This window comes from Acetivibrio sp. MSJd-27, from assembly GCF_018918095.1.
Classification (GTDB): domain Bacteria; phylum Bacillota; class Clostridia; order UMGS1840; family HGM11507; genus HGM11507.
Genome location: NZ_JAHLPV010000005.1, coordinates 103,477 through 119,142 on the forward strand (window position 1 = coordinate 103,477; position 15,666 = coordinate 119,142).

Consider the following 15,666-nt stretch of genomic DNA (forward strand, 5'->3'; position numbering starts at 1 on the left):
CATGATACAGCAAGAAACCAGAATGAAGGTTGCTGACAACACCGGCGCAAAAGAGCTTCTTTGTATCCGCGTCATGGGCGGTTCCAAAAGAAGATATGCCAATGTGGGCGATGTTGTAGTTGCTACCGTAAAAAAAGCAACGCCAGGCGGTGTTGTTAAAAAAGGTGAAGTCGTTAAAGCAGTTATCGTCAGAAGCCAGAAGGGCGTTCGCAGAGCTGACGGTTCCTATATAAAATTTGATGAAAATGCAGCGGTTCTGATTCGTGATGACAAGAATCCGAGAGGAACCCGTATTTTTGGGCCTGTTGCAAGGGAGCTTCGTGACAAAGAGTACATGAAAATCCTTTCTCTTGCACCTGAAGTTCTGTAGGAGGTGGCGAAGAGATGATGAAAAAAGTACAGGTTAAAAAAGGCGACCAGGTTATGGTCATTTCCGGCAAAGATAAAGGAAAAAAGGGTAAAGTACTGGTTGTTATGCCGAAACAGGGGAAAATCATTGTGGAGGGCATTAACATTGCGACCAAGCATACCAAGCCGAGAAAACAGGGCGATACCGGCGGAATTTTGAAGCAGGAAACTCCGATGTACGCTTCCAAGGTAATGTACCTTTGCAGTAAGTGCGGAAAACCGGCGAGAGTCGGAAAAAGAGTACTGGAAAACGGCGACAAGGTAAGATTCTGCAAAAAATGTAACGAAGAGATCGACTAATAGGGAAGGGAGGTTTTTCCATGTCCAGATTACAGGAATACTATAAAAATGAAGTTGCACCGGCAATGATGAAAAAATTTGGATATAAAAATGTGATGCAGATTCCAAAATTGGAGAAGATCGTGGTAAACATCGGCGCAGGCGATTCCAAAGACAACTCCAAATTATTGGATGCTGCAGTCAGTGAACTGGCGATGATAACCGGTCAGAAACCGCTTATCACCGTGGCAAAAAAATCCGTTTCAAACTTCAAAGTCAGAGAAGGTATGAAATTAGGCTGCAAAGTTACTTTAAGAAGCGACAAGATGTATGAATTTATGGACAGATTGTTCAACATCGCACTGCCCAGAGTAAGAGACTTCAGAGGTATCAACCCCAACTCTTTCGACGGCAGGGGCAACTATGCGCTCGGTATCAAAGAACAGCTGATCTTCCCTGAAATTGAGTATGATAAAATTGAAAAGATCAGAGGTATGGACGTTATATTCGTTACTACCGCGAAAACAGACGAAGAAGCAAAAGAGCTGCTGACCCTGATGGGCGCTCCGTATGCTCGCGCGTAGTTGGAAGGAGGTTCCTAACAAGTGGCTAAAAAAGCAATGGTGATCAAACAGCAGAGAACACCGAAATATAAGACAAGAGCTTACAACAGATGTAAAATCTGCGGCCGTCCTCACGGATATTTAAGAAAATACGGTATCTGCAGAATTTGCTTCAGAGAATTGGCGTACAAGGGACAGATTCCGGGCGTTAAAAAAGCAAGCTGGTAAAGCTGGGTTATAAGGAAGGAGGCATGACACATGCAAATTACAGATCCTATCGCTGATATGCTGACAAGAATCAGAAACGCGAACACAGCAAGACATGAGTCAGTTGACATCCCCGCTTCCAATATGAAAAAGGCGATTGCTGAAATTTTATTGGGCGAGGGTTATATAAAGAATTATCAAATCATCGATGACGGAAAACAGGGCATCATCCGTGTGACTTTGAAATATGCGGAAAACAAACAGAGAGTCATCAGCGGAATCAAAAGAATTTCAAAACCGGGCCTTAGGGTATATGCTTCGAAGGAAGAGTTGCCAAAAGTTTTAAGAGGTTTAGGTGTCGCGATCATATCTACATCTAAGGGTGTTATGACAGACAAAAAAGCCCGCAGTGAAAATGTTGGCGGCGAAGTTTTAGCATACGTCTGGTAATCATATTAGGAGGTGACTATTAGTGTCAAGAATAGGTAGAATGCCAATCGCTGTTCCGGCCGGTGTGGACGTCAAGATCACTCCTGACAACCATGTGACGGTGAAAGGTCCGAAAGGAACTTTGGAACAGGCTTTTGATAAGAATATGTCTATTGCTTTGGAAAACAGCGAAATCGTTGTGACAAGGCCGAATGACAACAAAACAAACAGAGCGCTGCACGGTTTGACAAGAACTTTAGTTGCTAATATGGTTACTGGTGTAACTGAAGGCTATACCAAAGAACTTGAAATCAACGGTGTAGGTTACAGAGCTGCAAAACAAGGAAAAAAACTTGTTTTAACTCTTGGCTATTCTCATCCGGTTGAAATGGAAGATATCGATGGAATTACCACCGATGTTCCCCAGCCGAATAAAATTATTGTCAGCGGGATTGACAAACAGGCTGTGGGTCAGTACGCTGCAATCATCAGGGAAAAGAGACCGCCGGAACCGTATAAAGGCAAAGGCATCAAGTATGTTGATGAATTTATTAAGAGAAAAGAAGGCAAGACTGGCGGTAAATAAGCCTTAAGAAAGGAGCGATATTGAATGATTAAGAAACCCAGTAGTGAAATCGCTAGACATAAAAGACATAAATCTGTTCGGAAACATATCAGCGGTACTGCCGAAAGGCCGAGACTGAATGTGTACAGAAGTCTTAACAATATATATGCTCAGATCATTGACGATGTCAAAGGTGTAACCCTGGTTGCCGCTTCCACATTGGAGTTAAAAGACCTGAAAAACGGCGGCAATAAAGAAGCCGCGAACGAAGTCGGCAAGCTTGTTGCAAAAAAAGCAGCGGAAAAGGGCATCACAAACGTTGTATTTGACAGAGGCGGGTATGTATACCACGGCAGAGTTGCTTCACTTGCAGATGGTGCACGTGAAGGTGGCTTAGTATTCTAATAAAGGAGGTAAGACCACGTGAGTGTTGAAAGAATAGATGCAAGCACACTGGATATTAAAGAAAGAGTAGTTTGCTTGAACCGTGTTGCAAAAGTTGTAAAAGGTGGTAGAACATTCCGTTTCAGCGCTTTGGTTGTTGTCGGTGACGAAAACGGCCATGTAGGCTGCGGAATGGGGAAAGCTGCTGAAATACCGGATGCGATCAGAAAAGGAATTGAAGATGCGAAGAAAAATATGATCACTGTCCCGATTTTAGGCACGTCAATCCCTCATGATATTATCGGTAAATTCGGTGCCGGAAGCGTTCTTCTGAAGACTGCTCCCGAAGGTACCGGCGTTATTGCCGGCGGACCTGTCCGTGCGGTGTTGGAGCTTGCAGGTATTCGGGACATCCGGACGAAATCACTTCGTTCCAATAACCCGAGAAACGTTGTAAGTGCTACCATTAACGGCCTTGCTAATTTGGTAAAAGCAGAGGACGTTGCAAAATTAAGAGGCAAAACTGTAGAAGAAATTTTAGGATAGGAGGGACTTTTCGTGGCTAACAAAACGATAAAGATTACTTTGACCAAAAGCATTATCGGCAGAAAACAAGACCATATCGCCACTGTAAAGGCCCTTGGTCTGAAAAAGATAAGAGACTGCGTTGAGCTTACCGATACCCCTGCCATCAGAGGTATGGTGAAAAAAGTTTCTTATTTAGTAGACGTGACTGAATAAAGAGGAGGTGTGCCATATGAAATTGAATGAACTATCTCCTGCTCCGGGTTCTTCCAAAGAGCCGAAGAGAAAGGGAAGAGGGCACGGCACCGGAAACGGAAAGACTGCCGGAAGAGGTCATAAAGGTCAGAAGGCTCGTTCAGGCGGCGGTGTGAGACCGGGCTTTGAAGGCGGTCAGATGCCTTTGTACAGAAGACTTCCCAAAAGAGGTTTTCATAATGTTTTCGCAAAGAAATTTACAGCAATCAATGTATCAGAATTGAATAAATTCGAGGACAATACAGTAGTGACACCTGAAATGCTTAAGGAAACCGGTGTTATCTCTAAAATCAATGACGGTATTGTTGTTCTGGGCAGAGGTGATCTGGATAAGAAAGTGGTTGTTAAAGCCGCACGTTTCTCCAAATCCGCTCAGGAAAAAATAACTGCTAAAGGCGGAAAATACGAGGTGATTTAAATGTTCAAGGTTTTCGCAAATGCATGGAAAATCCCGGATATCAGAAAAAAACTTCTGTTCACGCTGATGCTTTTGGTAGTATTCAGATTCGGAACATTTATCCCGGTGCCTTTCGTCAGTGCTGATCAGTTAAAACAATTGATCGGCGACGGAAACTCACTGTTCAGCATGCTGGATATCTTCTCCGGTGGTGCGTTCTCCAATGCAACGATTTTTGCGATGAGCATTACCCCGTACGTCAATTCATCGATCATTATGCAGCTTCTGACTGTCGCTATTCCAGCTTTGGAACGTCTTTCCAAGGAAGGAGAAGAGGGCAGAAAGAAAATTGCACAGTGGACCAGATATCTGACCATCGTGCTTGCGTTTATCCAGGCAACCGGCTTATTCTTCGGTCTGCGTGCTGCGTTTACCAGAAGAGACGTGCTGGCATTCATCGTTGTAACATTAACGTTTACAGCAGGTACGGCATTTTTGATGTGGCTGGGCGAACAGATCAATGAAAAAGGGATCGGAAATGGTATTTCTCTTTTGATTTTTGCCGGTATCGTATCCCGTTTGCCGCAGATGATAAGTGCTTTTGTTCAATACAATAAAAACGGCGTGTTAAACTGGTTCACCACCCTTCTAATCCTCGTTTTTGCACTTGCAATTATCGCTCTGGTTGTTCTGATGAACAATGCGGAGCGCCGTATTCCGGTGCAATATGCAAAACGGGTTGTGGGAAGAAAAATGTACGGCGGGCAGAGTACCCATATCCCGATTAAAGTGGCTATGGCGGGTGTTCTTCCCATTATCTTTGCCGTATCTATCATTTCTTTTCCCGCGACGATTGCACAGTTTGTTGGTGTAACCGCAAACTCTGGCGGATTCTGGGGCGGCTTTTTGAAAGTCTTCTCTCAGGGATCTCCGGTTTATATGATACTGTATTTCATTTTGATTATCTTCTTCACGTATTTCTATACGGAGATGCAGTATAATCCGATTGAAATGGCAAACAACATGAAAAAGAACGGCGGATTTATTCCGGGCATTCGGCCTGGAAAACCCACATCCGACTTTATCCGTTCCGTACTCAATAAAATCACATTAGTCGGGGCGGTCTTCCTGGCTTTGGTTGCAGTTCTTCCGATGCTTTTAACCAACAGCGTCGGGGCGGGCATCGCATTCGGCGGTACCAGTGTTCTGATTATGGTTGGCGTTGCACTGGAGACAGTAAAACAGCTGGAATCCCAAATGATGATGCGTCATTACAAAGGATTTCTGGACTAATTTTGATATGAGGGTATGAAAAATGAAATTGATTATTGTAGGTGCACCGGGTGCTGGAAAAGGTACCCAGGCCGCCATTCTGGCAGACACTTTAAAAGTGCCTACAATCTCGACCGGCGCTGTGCTGCGCAAAGAGATAGCTGACGGTACTGAATTCGGAAAAACGGCTGACAGCTATATTAAAGCAGGCAATCTGGTACCGGATGAGTTTATGGTGGAACTGATGAAGGACCGTTTAAGCCGGGATGACTGTCAGAACGGTTTTATATTAGACGGATTTCCGCGTACGGTAAAACAGGCGGAAGCCTTGGATGAAATGGGCGTTGTCATTGATAAGGTGTTGGACATTGAGGTTGCGGATGAAAAGATTGTAATGCGGCTTTCCGGCAGAAGAGAATGCTCTTCCTGCCGCGCAACCTACCACACGTCCTATAACCCGCCCAAGCAGGCAGATATCTGCGACAAATGCGGCGCTGATTTGACTGTACGGGAGGATGATAAACCGGAAACGATCCAAAACCGCCTGAATGTCTATCACGAGTCGACGGAACCGCTGATTGATTTCTATCGAAAAAAAGGTCTGCTTGTTGTAGCACAAGGTCAGGAAGAAGTAACAGAAACGACGAAAGAAGTCTTTCGCGTGCTGGGGATAGAATAATATGATTACGATAAAGAATCAGAATGATATTGCAGCTATGCGGATCGCCGGCAGGATTACCAAGCAGGCGCTGAACCTGGTTGGACAGCATGTAAGGCCGGGTATCACAACAAAGGAATTGGATAAAATTGCTTATGACTATATCCGTTCCCAAGGGGCGGTACCTTCCTTTCTGAATTATAACGGATTTCCGGCATCCATCTGCGCTTCCAGAAATGATGAAGTGGTGCATGGCATTCCCAGCAAAAAGACCGTTCTTCAGGACGGCGATATTATCAGTATAGACGTGGGGGCCTATAAAGGCGGATTTCACGGCGACTGTGCGAAGACCTTCTTTGTGGGTCAGGTTTCTGAAGAAGCACAAAAACTCGTTGCGGCGACCCGCCAGAGCTTCTATGAAGGAATGAAATATGCCAAGGCTGGCAACCGAATCGGAGATATCTCTTCTGCGATACAGAGTTATATCGAGTCAATGGGATATTCCATTGTACGGGATTTGGTCGGTCACGGTATCGGTTCCCATATGCACGAGGATCCCTCCGTCCCCAATTTCGGCCGGCCAGGCAGGGGCCCCAGACTGGTTCCGGGAATGGCTTTGGCGATTGAACCGATGGTGAACGCGGGCAATTTTGAAGTTCGGGTCATGGATGACGATTGGACGGTAAAAACCCTTGACGGCAGTTTATCCGCCCATTACGAGAACACCATCCTGATCACAGGCGGCGAACCTGAGATCCTAACGGTAGCCGATGAATAATTCTTTGAGGTGATTTTGTGGATATCAATCCTGCGGATCTAGTATGCTCCACAGCAGGGCGGGATAAAGAGAAATATTTTATGGTTCTTTCGGTTATAGACAGTCAATACGTGCTGCTCTGTGATGGAAAGATGAGGCCGGTTGACAAACCGAAAAAGAAAAAGATTAAGCATGTAAAATTGTTGGATTATTCACTTGACAGGATCAAAGAAAAATTTGCAGAATGCAAAAAAATCAATAACGCTGATGTGCGCAAAGCGCTCAAATCGGCACTAGATGATTTGGGTATTTCCAGTTAGGAGGGTTTTAATGGCTAAAGAAGATGTTTTGGAGTTGGAAGGCACTGTGATCGATGCGTTGCCGAATGCGATGTTCATGGTTGAACTGGAAAACGGACATAAAATTTTGGCTCATATATCAGGTAAGTTACGGATGAACTATATTAAAATCTTGCAGGGTGACAGGGTGACTGTTGAGGTTTCTCCTTACGACCTGACAAAAGGCCGGATCACCTGGCGGGCGAAATAGCAAAATGCGAGTTCATTCCCATTTAAGGAGGTAGTAATCTTATGAAAGTAAGACCATCAGTAAAACCAATGTGCGAAAAATGCAAGATTATCAAACGCAAAGGCCGCGTTATGGTTATCTGCGAAAACCCGAAGCACAAACAGAAACAGGGTTAAAACCAACAGCGTTCAATTCTTAAAAGGTGCGGCTGTGCAAACTTGTTTTGTACCCTTCATAAGAATTAACATAAATATTTTTTAGAAAGAATTCGATGAAATTCAGGAGGTGTAATCACTAGATGGCTAGAATAGCTGGTGTCGACCTGCCAAGAGAAAAGCGTGTTGAAATTGGTTTGACATACATTTTCGGTATCGGCAGAACGACTGCGAACAAAATCTTGAAAGAAACCGGTGTCAATCCGGATACAAGAGTAAAAGACTTAAGTGATGATGATATTTCCAAATTAAGAGCGAACATCGATGGTACCTATACTGTTGAAGGGGACTTAAGAAGAGATATTGCATTAGATATTAAGCGGCTCATGGAAATTGGCTGTTACAGAGGGTCAAGGCATAAAAAAGGCCTCCCTGTTCGCGGTCAGAGAAGCAAAACAAACGCTCGGACAAGAAAAGGTCCGAAGAGAACCATTGCGAACAAGAAGAAATAAGAGGGAGGGATAGATCTTGGCTAAAACTGCAAGAAAAGTAACACGCAGAAAAAAAGAGCGTAAAAATATTGAACGCGGTGCGGCTCATATCCGTTCTTCGTTTAACAACACGATCGTGACGCTGACGGACGTCCAGGGAAATGCGTTGTCTTGGGCAAGTGCCGGCGGACTTGGTTTTAGAGGTTCTAGAAAGAACACGCCGTTTGCTGCACAGATGGCTGCTGAAACGGCTGCAAAAGCTGCGATGGAACATGGTTTAAAGACCGTTGAGGTCTATGTGAAAGGTCCTGGTTCCGGTAGGGAAGCCGCTATCAGAGCTTTGCAGACAGCTGGTTTAGAGGTTACGATGATCAAAGACGTCAGCCCTATTCCGCATAACGGTTGCAGACCGCCAAAAAGAAGAAGAGTGTAATTAAACGGAGGTGTGATATTAAATGGCAAGATATACTGGTGCAGTATGCAGATTGTGCCGCAGAGAAGGGCAAAAGCTTTTCTTAAAAGGCCAGAGATGCTTTACTGACAAATGTGCAGTACAGCGCCGCGCTTATGCTCCCGGCCAGCATGGCCAGAGCCGGAAGAAAATGTCCGAGTACGGCCTGCAGCTGAGAGAAAAACAGAAAGCAAGAAGAACTTACGGCTTGTTGGAAAGCCAGTTCGAAAAATATTTTGAGATGGCGGTTTCCAAAAAAGAGGGGATCACCGGTGAAAACCTGCTTCAGATCTGTGAAAGCCGTCTGGACAGTGTTATCTACAGACTGGGATTTGCGTCTTCCAGACCGGAAGCACGCCAGCTGGTTCGTCACGGTCATTTTACCGTTAATGGTAAAAGGGTTGATATCCCTTCTTATCTGGTAAAACCCGATGATGTAATCGCAATCAAGGAAGCAAGCAAAGGCAGCGAAAAAATCAAAGCTGTTTTGGATTTCACAGACGGGAAACATATCCCGGAATGGTTAAGCCTGGATAAGAATACCCTGACAGCCACGGTAACCCGACTGGCAAACAGGGATGAGATTGATCTGGATATTGAAGAGCATCTTATCGTTGAGTACTATTCTAAATAATTTAAATACCTTTCGGTATTTTATCCGGCATACAGCTTTATATGGCTGTATGAAAAACCATTCATGCACCGGGGTATCCGGTGTCCTTTAAGGAGGGTATGATATGATAGAAATGGAAAAGCCAAAAATAGAATGCGCTGCGTTTTCGGAAGATAAAACCTATGCGAAATTTATCATTTCTCCATTGGAACGGGGCTATGGCACGACTCTGGGAAACAGTTTAAGAAGAATTCTTCTTTCTTCTCTTCCGGGCGCCGCTGTCACCAGTGTGAAAATGGACGGCGTGATGCACGAATTTTCAACCATACCCGGCGTGAAAGAGGATGTGACGGAGATTATCCTGAACATCAAAAATATCGCACCCAAGCTGTACGGTGACGGGCCTAAAGTCGGATACATCGAGGCAGAGGGAGAATGCGAGGTTAAAGCCGGAGATATCCGCACGGATGCGGATGTGGAAATTCTGAATCCAGATCTTCATATTGCTACTTTGAACGTAGATGCGAAACTCTATATGGAGATTAATATGAACAAGGGACGGGGCTATGTTTCCTCTGAGAAAAACAAAATCCCCAATATGCCGATCGGGCATATCCCTGTCGATTCCATATACACACCAGTAAGAAAGGTTAATTGTGTGATTGAAAACACAAGGGTCGGGACCCAGACAGACCATGACAAACTGATTATCGAAGTTTGGACAAACGGCGTCTTAAAACCGGATGAGGCAGTGAGCTGGGCTGCAAAAATCATGAAGGAACATCTTGATTTATTCATTGACCTTTCTGATGAAGCGAAGAATACAGAAATCATGGTAGAAAAGGAAGAGAACAAAAAAGAGAAAGTTCTGGAGATGACCATCGAGGAGTTGGATCTTTCTGTTCGTTCCTACAATTGCCTGAAACGGGCCGGCATCAATACCGTGGACGATTTGACAAAGAAGACGGTCGAGGATATGATGAAAGTCAGAAACCTTGGAAGAAAGTCTTTAGAGGAAGTCATCCACAAGCTGGAAGCCCTCAACCTGTATTTAGCAAGCGAAGAAGAATAGAAAAGGAGGTAATGTAGATGCCAGGTACAAGAAAACTGGGACGTCCTACCGATCAGAGAATGGCAATGCTTAAGAATCTTGTAACCTCTTTCCTGGAAAATGGTAAAATCACAACCACAGTAACCCGTGCGAAAGAGACAAGAGCTCTGGCTGAGAAGATGATCACCCTTGGCAAGAAGAATACACTTCACACGAGAAGACAGGCGTTGTCTTTTGTGACCAAGGAAGACGTTGTGACAAAATTATTTAATGAAATCGCTCCGAAATATGCTGATAGAAACGGTGGTTACACCAGAATCGTGAAAGCAGGCCCGAGAAAAGGGGACTCTGCAGAAATGGCAATTTTGGAACTGGTTGACTAAACCGTTCCTATGTATGAAAGAAGAGGTGAATTAGCATGAAAGAAGGAATTCATCCGGATTACAAACAGACAAAGATTATTTGTGCATGCGGCGCTGAGTACGAAACAGGTTCCACCAAGGAAGATGTTCACGTAGAAATCTGTGCAAAATGCCATCCGTTCTTCACTGGAAAACAGAAGCTGGTCGATTCCGGCGGACGGGTTGATAAGTTCAAAAAGAGATATAATCTTCAGAACAAAAAATAAGATTTGTCCGGACAAATTGTCCGATAATAAAAAGCCGAAGCAGTTTTATAAATTGTTTCGGCTTTTTGCAGAAATAGATTTCATGCCACTGCTCTTAAGGCAGGATACTTGCAGTGTTTTTGATAAAAAGAGGCCGTGCAGGGAATCATAAGCATCGGCGGTTTTTGCGGATTCCGCCGGAACATTGGCAGAAAATCAAAATTATCTCTTTACAAAAGGAAAACATTGTGATAAACTAGATAAGGTTAACAAAGTCCGCATTCTAAGTTTAAGGGCAAAGCCGTTTTCCATATGGCATACCTCAGGCCTTATACTTGGTTGTCGGATCATTAAAATGGAGGTAACTTATGTTAAAAGAACAGAAGCAAGAGATTATTGCAAAGTACAAACTGCATGACTCTGATACAGGATCCCCTGAAGTTCAGGTTGCTATCCTGACGGAGAGAATCAATCATCTCACCGAGCACTTGAAAGTGCACAAAAAAGATCATCATTCCAGAAGAGGACTTCTTATGATGGTTGGTCAGAGAAAAGGTTTGCTCAACTATCTGATGAAAAAAGATATCAACAGATATAGGGAAATCATTGCTAAATTAGGCTTGAGAAAATAATTTGTGCTGTAAGCGGAGACTATTTGTCTCCGCTTATGCCACATATAAACTAAAAAATGAAATGAGGGTGCGGTATTGGTTATTAGCAGTTAGATTTTTGCTTTTTGAACCGGAAGAGCAAAAATCTAAGTGCTAAGGCCATAGCGTTCCCACAAGGAGGAAATTTATGAGAACTTTTGAAACCACAATTGCAGGCAGACCGCTTGTAGTAGAAACAGGAAAGATGTGCCAGCTATCCAATGGTTCCTGTTTGGTACGCTATGGTGACACCGTTGTTATGGCCAATGTGACGATGTCAGCGAAACCCAGGGATGGGATTGACTTTTTCCCTTTAAGCGTTGATTACGAAGAAAAATTATACGCTGTTGGGAAAATACCCGGCAGCTTTATGAAAAGGGAAGGGAAGCCTGCAGATAAGGCTATCTTAACTTCCCGTATGATTGATCGTCCGATGCGTCCTCTCTTCCCAAAGGATTTGAGAAATGACGTTACGCTGGTACTTACCGTGCTCTCGGTGGAACAGGATAATTCACCTGAGATTGCGGCAATGATTGGAGCATCCATTGCAGTCTCTATTTCTGATATTCCTTTCAATGGTCCGATCAGCGGCGTCAGCGTCGGCATGGTTGATGGCAAATATGTGATCAACCCCACAGCCGAGCAGCGTGAAAAGTCGCTTATGAATTTGACTGTGGCTAGCTCTGCTGAAAAAGTGGTTATGATTGAGGCGGGCGCAAAGGAAGTTGCGGAAGAGGACATGCTGGAAGCCATCATGTTTGGTCATGAGGAAAACAAAAAAATTGTTGCGTTTATCCAGAGCATTGTCGATGAAATCGGTAAGAAGAAGATTGAATATACCTCCTGCGTTGTGGATTCCGACCTGTTTGAAAAAGTGAAGGAATTTGCACAGGAAAAAGTTGAAGTTGCTGTTGTAACCAAGGATAAGCAGGAACGGGAAGACCGAATTGCGGCAATTCAGGAAGAGATCATGGAAAGCTTTGGCGAAGAATATGCGGAAAGAGAAGCCGAGGTTGCTGACTGCCTGTACCAGCTGCAGAAAAAGATTGTCCGCAAATGGCTGATTGACGAAGGAAAACGTGTGGACGGCAGAGGAATGCTGGAAATTCGTCCGCTGGCGGCGGAGGTTGGACTGCTTCCCAGACCTCATGGTTCCGGACTGTTTACCCGCGGTCAGACACAGGTACTTTCAGTCGCAACCTTGAGTGTTCTCAATGACGAACAGAAGCTGGACGGCTTAGACGAGGAAGAATCGAAACGTTATATGCATCACTATAACTTTCCCTCCTATTCCGTTGGGGAAACCCGTCCATCCAGAGGACCCGGACGGCGTGAGATCGGTCATGGAGCACTGGCAGAGCGCGCTTTGGAACCGGTCATTCCAAGCGAGGATGAATTTCCCTATGCTATCCGTGTGGTATCCGAGGTGTTGAGTTCCAACGGTTCTACCTCTCAGGGAAGTATCTGCGGAAGTACATTGGCACTGATGGATGCCGGCGTGCCAATCAAAGCACCAGTTGCAGGTATTTCCTGCGGTTTGATCACCGATGAAGACAGATGGGCAACCATGGTGGATATTCAGGGATTGGAAGACTTTTTTGGGGATATGGATTTCAAAGTTGCCGGTACCCATAAAGGTATCACAGCCATCCAGATGGACTTAAAAGTGGACGGACTGACCAGAGATATTATAGAGCAGGCTTTGATCCGTACCAGAGACGCAAGATATTACATTTTAGATGAAGTCATGCTGAAATGTATTCCAGCATATCGGGATCATCTTTCCAAATATGCACCAAAAATCATGCAAATGACGATTGATCCGGAAAAAATCCGTGAGGTTATCGGATCTGGCGGTAAGGTCATTCAGAAAATTGTTGCAGATACCGGTACGAAAATTGATATAGAGGATGATGGAAGAATCTTTATTGCCGCGGCGGATACCGAAGCCTGCAAAAAGGCGATGAAGATTATTGATGGCATTGTAAAGGAAGTTGAACCGGGCGAAACCTATATTGGTACGGTAAAACGTATTATGCCGTTCGGAGCATTTGTGGAAGTTCTTCCGGGAAAAGAAGGACTTGTTCATATCTCACAGCTGGATTTAAAAAGAGTGGAAAAGGTTGAAGATGTTGTGAACATCGGGGATGAAATCCTTGTAAAATGTACGGAAATAGATAAGCAGGGAAGAGTAAATCTCTCTAGAAAAGCAGCTTTAAAAGAGGCGGAAGAAAAATAAGTTTTTCAAAAATGCTATCAATAGATGAATGCGTAGAAATATCGCTTGAACAAAAAATATCATAAAGAAAAGACGAGCTGTCGCCTGATAGCTCGTCTTTTTGTATAACGAAAACCACGCGATAGTCGCGTGGTTTAAAAGAGCTTAAGCGATGAACAGAAAGAAGCCTAAAAAGTATTTGATAGTGTCAAGAATTATGCGCAAAATAGTTTGCAGGCTCCGGTGAATGAAGTCAACCGGCAACAGAGACATCCTCGAAGGTTGCCTCCAAATGCTTCATGTTCATGTACTTTTTGTTGCCCCATTGAGTGCCGGCGACATGGCGTAGTCGGGCACAGACCAGCATGAGGGCTGAGTTCCCGTCCGGGAAACAGCCCACGACGCGAGTGCGCCGGCGAATCTCACGATTGAGCCGCTCGATCACGTTATTCGTGCGGATGCGTGTCCAGTGTTCGGATGGGAAATCTGCGTAGGTCAGTGTCTCCTCGATGCCGTCCTCGACCTTCTTTGCAGCCTCCTTCAGCTTCATCGCATGAAGCTCCGCGACTACTGCTTTCGCTTTCTCCCGGGCGGCTTTCTTGCTCTCCTGAGCGTGGATCGCCTTGAGCATTTTCGCAACAAGCTTCATCTTGGAACGAGGAACAACCGAGAACACATTGCGGTAGAAATGCACCGTGCAGCGCTGATATTTTGCTTCAGGAAACACTTCGCCGACCGCCTCCAGCATGCCCAGGCACTTGTCGCCTACGATGAGCTTGACACCATCCAGGCCTCTGCCCTTGAGCCACTGGAAGAAGTTTACCCAGCTTGCTTTGTCCTCTTTCATCCCCTCGACTGCACCCAAAACCTCACGGTAACCGTCCTCATTTACCGCAATTGCCACCAGAATTGCTACATTTTCGTACTCTCCGCCCCAATTGCGCTTGAGATAGATGCCATCCACATAGACATAGGGATATTTCCCACCGTGCAGCGGACGGTTGCGCCAGTCCTCAATGTGAACGTAGGCTTTCTTGTTCAGCTCACTAATCGTTGAGGGCGACACCTTTGTCCCCCACAACGCCTCGGTGATGTCCTCAACACGACGCACAGAGACACCGCAAGATACATCTCGATGAGAGCCTCTTCCACGCTGCTCTCGCGGCGACGATAGCGCTCGATGATTGCAGTCTCGAAGGGCACACCCTTCAGGCGAGGCACATTCAGCGTGACGTCGCCGGAGGTCGTGGTTAGCTTCCTGTTGTAGTGCCCGCTGCGGTAGCCCTGTCGAGACTCGTTGCGCTCGTATCGAGCCGCTTGAGTCAGCTGCGCCGCCTCGACCTCCAGAAGCCCGTTGAGTGTTTCCTCGACGCTGCCTCGAACTAATTCCTTGATCTGCCCCTTGATTACTTCCTCGTTTAGCTGTACAATTTTCTCAGACATAGTTTGCGTGCTCCTTTCAGAATGGGTGTGTGGTTACTTTCATTCTAACAGAGCGCTGCAAATGATATGCACCTCCAAAAGTGTCTAACTTTTGGGGTGCATATCACAAAACTATGTCCCTTTTTTGGGATTTTTTAATTTGCGCAACTTATTCTACCTTATCAAGTATTTAGAAGGTTAGTTTTAAAGAGAAATAAAAAATTAGCAGAACTTGTTTGTGAACAAAGCCTCCCCTGTGCAAGGGGAGGTGGGTTTGCGAAGCAAACTCGGAGGGGTTGTGATTTCAAAAATATGTTTCAAAATAGTAAAAAATAGTGCAACAACCCCTCAGTCTCACTGTGTTCGACAGCTCCCTTTACACAAGGGAGCTGTCGAAATGAAAAATTTTAATAAAGAGTTCACCAGAATTACCCATTTATGGGTAGCAAGTAATAAATGCATGGCTGGCAGGCCAATAAAAAACGCACTTGTGCGTTTCTAGTAATGGTTAGGGCTTTGCCCGAAAATGAAATCCCCCCCGTGAAGTGAACAAGTCCAGTAAAAACGGACAATAGACAAAAGCCCCCTATTGTAGGATAATACTACAGTAGGGGGTTAATGTTATGTCGAGAAAATATCAACACACATTAGAACTATTGCCTCAAATTAAAGAAATGCTCAACCAAGGGATGACACATAAAGAAATAGAAAAGGTATTAGGACTAACAGGAGATCGACCTGTGCACAATCTGTTAAAAAGGGAGCGCAGAAAAGAAAAACG

24 protein-coding genes and 1 pseudogene are annotated in these 15,666 nt (G+C 44.9%); 24 read left to right on the forward strand and 1 reads right to left on the reverse strand.

Annotated elements, in window-relative coordinates; all coding sequences use genetic code 11:
• Position 1 precedes the first annotated feature (1 nt).
• From rplN to KQI32_RS03415, 24 genes are all read left to right on the forward strand, one after another.
• The gene (rplN, locus tag KQI32_RS03300) at positions 2–370 is read left to right on the forward strand and encodes a 50S ribosomal protein L14 (RefSeq protein WP_177690102.1); all 369 of its coding nucleotides are present in this window, start codon (positions 2–4) and stop codon (positions 368–370) included.
• 17 nt (positions 371–387) lie between these two features.
• Positions 388–708, forward strand: coding sequence for a 50S ribosomal protein L24 (gene rplX, locus KQI32_RS03305; protein ID WP_177690128.1), 321 nt, complete (start codon positions 388–390; stop codon positions 706–708).
• A 20-nt stretch (positions 709–728) separates the two neighbouring features.
• Positions 729–1,271, forward strand: a complete 543-nt coding sequence (gene rplE / locus KQI32_RS03310) for a 50S ribosomal protein L5 (RefSeq protein ID WP_177690104.1) — start codon at positions 729–731, stop codon at positions 1,269–1,271.
• Between the two features lie 21 nt (positions 1,272–1,292).
• Positions 1,293–1,478, forward strand: coding sequence for a type Z 30S ribosomal protein S14 (locus KQI32_RS03315; protein WP_177690106.1), 186 nt, complete (start codon positions 1,293–1,295; stop codon positions 1,476–1,478).
• Between the two features lie 30 nt (positions 1,479–1,508).
• Positions 1,509–1,907 (forward strand): 30S ribosomal protein S8, encoded by a 399-nt coding sequence (rpsH, locus tag KQI32_RS03320; protein ID WP_177690108.1) that lies wholly within the window; start codon positions 1,509–1,511, stop codon positions 1,905–1,907.
• 22 nt (positions 1,908–1,929) lie between these two features.
• Positions 1,930–2,472, forward strand: a complete 543-nt coding sequence (gene rplF, locus KQI32_RS03325) for a 50S ribosomal protein L6 (RefSeq protein WP_177690110.1) — start codon at positions 1,930–1,932, stop codon at positions 2,470–2,472.
• A gap of 24 nt (positions 2,473–2,496) precedes the next feature.
• Positions 2,497–2,856 carry a 50S ribosomal protein L18 gene (gene rplR / locus KQI32_RS03330; RefSeq protein ID WP_216423952.1) on the forward strand — a complete coding sequence of 120 codons (360 nt, stop codon included), beginning with the start codon at positions 2,497–2,499 and terminating at the stop codon, positions 2,854–2,856.
• Between the two features lie 18 nt (positions 2,857–2,874).
• Complete coding sequence (rpsE, locus tag KQI32_RS03335; RefSeq protein ID WP_177690115.1) at positions 2,875–3,381, forward strand: 30S ribosomal protein S5; 507 nt, start codon at positions 2,875–2,877, stop codon at positions 3,379–3,381.
• A gap of 27 nt (positions 3,382–3,408) precedes the next feature.
• Positions 3,409–3,576 carry a 50S ribosomal protein L30 gene (rpmD, locus tag KQI32_RS03340; protein WP_308167033.1) on the forward strand — a complete coding sequence of 56 codons (168 nt, stop codon included), beginning with the start codon at positions 3,409–3,411 and terminating at the stop codon, positions 3,574–3,576.
• 16 nt (positions 3,577–3,592) lie between these two features.
• Complete coding sequence (gene rplO, locus KQI32_RS03345; RefSeq protein ID WP_177690119.1) at positions 3,593–4,033, forward strand: 50S ribosomal protein L15; 441 nt, start codon at positions 3,593–3,595, stop codon at positions 4,031–4,033.
• On the forward strand, positions 4,034–5,305 hold the full coding sequence (gene secY / locus KQI32_RS03350; RefSeq protein ID WP_177690121.1) for a preprotein translocase subunit SecY: 1,272 nt from the start codon (positions 4,034–4,036) through the stop codon (positions 5,303–5,305).
• Positions 5,306–5,327: 22 nt separating this feature from the next.
• A complete protein-coding gene (locus KQI32_RS03355; protein ID WP_177690124.1) occupies positions 5,328–5,963 on the forward strand; it encodes an adenylate kinase in 636 nt (211 codons plus the stop codon).
• Between the two features lies 1 nt (position 5,964).
• Positions 5,965–6,720 carry a type I methionyl aminopeptidase gene (map, locus tag KQI32_RS03360; protein WP_216423953.1) on the forward strand — a complete coding sequence of 252 codons (756 nt, stop codon included), beginning with the start codon at positions 5,965–5,967 and terminating at the stop codon, positions 6,718–6,720.
• A gap of 17 nt (positions 6,721–6,737) precedes the next feature.
• Entirely contained in the window at positions 6,738–7,019 is a 282-nt protein-coding gene (locus tag KQI32_RS03365) for an RNA-binding protein (protein WP_216423954.1), read from the forward strand.
• A gap of 10 nt (positions 7,020–7,029) precedes the next feature.
• Positions 7,030–7,248 (forward strand): translation initiation factor IF-1, encoded by a 219-nt coding sequence (gene infA / locus KQI32_RS03370; protein WP_216423955.1) that lies wholly within the window; start codon positions 7,030–7,032, stop codon positions 7,246–7,248.
• A 41-nt stretch (positions 7,249–7,289) separates the two neighbouring features.
• Positions 7,290–7,403: a 50S ribosomal protein L36 gene (gene rpmJ, locus KQI32_RS03375; RefSeq protein ID WP_007062395.1), complete on the forward strand. Its 114-nt coding sequence runs from the start codon at positions 7,290–7,292 to the stop codon at positions 7,401–7,403.
• Positions 7,404–7,525: 122 nt separating this feature from the next.
• On the forward strand, positions 7,526–7,894 hold the full coding sequence (gene rpsM, locus KQI32_RS03380) for a 30S ribosomal protein S13 (RefSeq protein ID WP_216423956.1): 369 nt from the start codon (positions 7,526–7,528) through the stop codon (positions 7,892–7,894).
• Positions 7,895–7,907: 13 nt separating this feature from the next.
• Positions 7,908–8,306, forward strand: a complete 399-nt coding sequence (rpsK, locus tag KQI32_RS03385) for a 30S ribosomal protein S11 (protein WP_216423965.1) — start codon at positions 7,908–7,910, stop codon at positions 8,304–8,306.
• A gap of 22 nt (positions 8,307–8,328) precedes the next feature.
• Positions 8,329–8,958: a 30S ribosomal protein S4 gene (gene rpsD, locus KQI32_RS03390; protein ID WP_216423957.1), complete on the forward strand. Its 630-nt coding sequence runs from the start codon at positions 8,329–8,331 to the stop codon at positions 8,956–8,958.
• A 103-nt stretch (positions 8,959–9,061) separates the two neighbouring features.
• Entirely contained in the window at positions 9,062–10,009 is a 948-nt protein-coding gene (locus KQI32_RS03395; RefSeq protein ID WP_216423958.1) for a DNA-directed RNA polymerase subunit alpha, read from the forward strand.
• Positions 10,010–10,026: 17 nt separating this feature from the next.
• Positions 10,027–10,371 (forward strand): 50S ribosomal protein L17, encoded by a 345-nt coding sequence (gene rplQ, locus KQI32_RS03400; RefSeq protein WP_216423959.1) that lies wholly within the window; start codon positions 10,027–10,029, stop codon positions 10,369–10,371.
• A gap of 35 nt (positions 10,372–10,406) precedes the next feature.
• A complete protein-coding gene (gene rpmE / locus KQI32_RS03405) occupies positions 10,407–10,616 on the forward strand; it encodes a 50S ribosomal protein L31 (RefSeq protein WP_216423960.1) in 210 nt (69 codons plus the stop codon).
• Between the two features lie 347 nt (positions 10,617–10,963).
• The gene (rpsO, locus tag KQI32_RS03410) at positions 10,964–11,227 is read left to right on the forward strand and encodes a 30S ribosomal protein S15 (protein WP_216423961.1); all 264 of its coding nucleotides are present in this window, start codon (positions 10,964–10,966) and stop codon (positions 11,225–11,227) included.
• A 166-nt stretch (positions 11,228–11,393) separates the two neighbouring features.
• Complete coding sequence (locus KQI32_RS03415) at positions 11,394–13,484, forward strand: polyribonucleotide nucleotidyltransferase (protein ID WP_216423962.1); 2,091 nt, start codon at positions 11,394–11,396, stop codon at positions 13,482–13,484.
• 232 nt (positions 13,485–13,716) lie between these two features.
• On the opposite strand, the pseudogene KQI32_RS03420 reads toward KQI32_RS03415, so the two are convergent.
• Positions 13,717–14,906: pseudogene (locus KQI32_RS03420) on the reverse strand (IS256 family transposase).
• Between the last annotated feature and the right edge of the window lie 760 nt (positions 14,907–15,666).

Bases quoted from the DNA above. Each gene is read 5' to 3' on its own strand.
- rplN (WP_177690102.1), top strand. From the start codon at position 2: ATGATACAGCAAGAAACCAGAATGAAGGTTGCTGACAACACCGGCGCA.
- rplX (WP_177690128.1), top strand. From the start codon at position 388: ATGAAAAAAGTACAGGTTAAAAAAGGCGACCAGGTTATGGTCATTTCC.
- rplE (WP_177690104.1), top strand. From the start codon at position 729: ATGTCCAGATTACAGGAATACTATAAAAATGAAGTTGCACCGGCAATG.
- rpsH (WP_177690108.1), top strand. From the start codon at position 1,509: ATGCAAATTACAGATCCTATCGCTGATATGCTGACAAGAATCAGAAAC.
- rplR (WP_216423952.1), top strand. From the start codon at position 2,497: ATGATTAAGAAACCCAGTAGTGAAATCGCTAGACATAAAAGACATAAA.
- rplO (WP_177690119.1), top strand. From the start codon at position 3,593: ATGAAATTGAATGAACTATCTCCTGCTCCGGGTTCTTCCAAAGAGCCG.
- secY (WP_177690121.1), top strand. From the start codon at position 4,034: ATGTTCAAGGTTTTCGCAAATGCATGGAAAATCCCGGATATCAGAAAA.
- KQI32_RS03355 (WP_177690124.1), top strand. From the start codon at position 5,328: ATGAAATTGATTATTGTAGGTGCACCGGGTGCTGGAAAAGGTACCCAG.
- map (WP_216423953.1), top strand. From the start codon at position 5,965: ATGATTACGATAAAGAATCAGAATGATATTGCAGCTATGCGGATCGCC.
- infA (WP_216423955.1), top strand. From the start codon at position 7,030: ATGGCTAAAGAAGATGTTTTGGAGTTGGAAGGCACTGTGATCGATGCG.
- rpmJ (WP_007062395.1), top strand. From the start codon at position 7,290: ATGAAAGTAAGACCATCAGTAAAACCAATGTGCGAAAAATGCAAGATT.
- rpsM (WP_216423956.1), top strand. From the start codon at position 7,526: ATGGCTAGAATAGCTGGTGTCGACCTGCCAAGAGAAAAGCGTGTTGAA.
- rpsD (WP_216423957.1), top strand. From the start codon at position 8,329: ATGGCAAGATATACTGGTGCAGTATGCAGATTGTGCCGCAGAGAAGGG.
- KQI32_RS03395 (WP_216423958.1), top strand. From the start codon at position 9,062: ATGATAGAAATGGAAAAGCCAAAAATAGAATGCGCTGCGTTTTCGGAA.
- rplQ (WP_216423959.1), top strand. From the start codon at position 10,027: ATGCCAGGTACAAGAAAACTGGGACGTCCTACCGATCAGAGAATGGCA.
- rpmE (WP_216423960.1), top strand. From the start codon at position 10,407: ATGAAAGAAGGAATTCATCCGGATTACAAACAGACAAAGATTATTTGT.
- rpsO (WP_216423961.1), top strand. From the start codon at position 10,964: ATGTTAAAAGAACAGAAGCAAGAGATTATTGCAAAGTACAAACTGCAT.
- KQI32_RS03415 (WP_216423962.1), top strand. From the start codon at position 11,394: ATGAGAACTTTTGAAACCACAATTGCAGGCAGACCGCTTGTAGTAGAA.